Source organism: Pseudomonas sp. K5002, assembly GCF_013386655.1.
GTDB lineage: Bacteria > Pseudomonadota > Gammaproteobacteria > Pseudomonadales > Pseudomonadaceae > Aquipseudomonas.
The window spans coordinates 1-1167 of record NZ_JACARK010001306.1; the positions used below are offsets into that span (position 1 = coordinate 1).

Annotated in this window: 1 protein-coding gene; it reads right to left on the reverse strand. The window is 62.8% G+C overall.

Annotated features, from left to right (window positions below; all coding sequences use genetic code 11):
- A partial coding sequence (gene mutS / locus HX846_RS35905; RefSeq protein WP_178967313.1) for a DNA mismatch repair protein MutS occupies positions 1 to 1167 on the reverse strand: 1167 nt, incomplete at both ends.

Sequence of the window (1167 nt, forward strand, 5' to 3'; positions counted from 1 at the left end):
GCAGCACGTGGTGCAGAAACACGATGCGCTCGTTGTGCTCGGTGGCATTGAGGTGCACGTTGGCTACCAACGGCTCGTTTTCCGGCAGCACGGTCAGTTCGAAGTAGTGCGTCGCGAACAGCGTATATGCCCGCAGGTGCGCCAAACGCTCGGCCGCCGCCCACGCCAGGGACAGCCCGTCGAAGGTGCTGGTGCCGCGGCCCACTTCGTCCATCAGCACCAGGCTGCGTTCGGTGGCGTTGTGCAGGATGTTGGCGGTTTCGCTCATTTCCACCATAAAGGTCGAACGGCCGCCGGCCAGGTCATCGCTGGAACCGATCCGGGTGAAGATGCGGTCCACCAGTGACAATTCGCAGCTTGCCGCCGGCACGAAGCTGCCGATATGCGCCAGCAGCACGATCAACGCGGTCTGACGCATGTAGGTGGATTTACCGCCCATGTTCGGACCGGTGATCACCAGCATGCGGGTGTCGTCGTCCAGCGACAGGTCGTTGGCGACGAACGGCGTGGTCAACACCTGCTCCACCACCGGGTGGCGACCTTGCACGATGCGCATGCACGGCTCGCTGACAAAGCGCGGGCAGTTCAGGTCAAGGTTCAGGGCACGCTCGGCCAGGTTGCTCAGTACATCCAGCTCGGCCAGGGCGGCGGCGGTGTCCTGCAACGGCGCAAGCTTGTCGATCAGGCTTTCGAGCAAGGCTTCGTAGAGCATTTTCTCCCGGGCCAGGGCGCGGCTTTTGGCCGACAGCGCCTTGTCTTCGAATTCTTTAAGCTCCGGAGTGATAAAGCGCTCGGCACCCTTGAGGGTCTGGCGGCGCTGGTAATCGATCGGCGCCTGCTCGGCCTGCTTGCTTGGCAACTCGATAAAGTAGCCGTGCACGCGGTTGTAGCCGACTTTCAGGTTGGCCAGGCCCGTGCGGGCTTTTTCACGGGCTTCCAGGTCAATCAGGAACTGCCCGGCGTTCTCGCTCAGGGATTGCAGCTCATCCAGCTCGGTGTCGTAACCGGTCTTCAACACGCCACCGTCACGGATGATTGCGGGCGGGTTGTCGATGATGGCTTTTTCCAGCAGCGCCGCCAGCTCCGGGTAGGTGCCGGTGGTGACTGCCAGCTGCTGCAGGTGCGGTGCTTCCAGTTCGGTCATCGCCGCTTGCAGTTGCGGCAGGG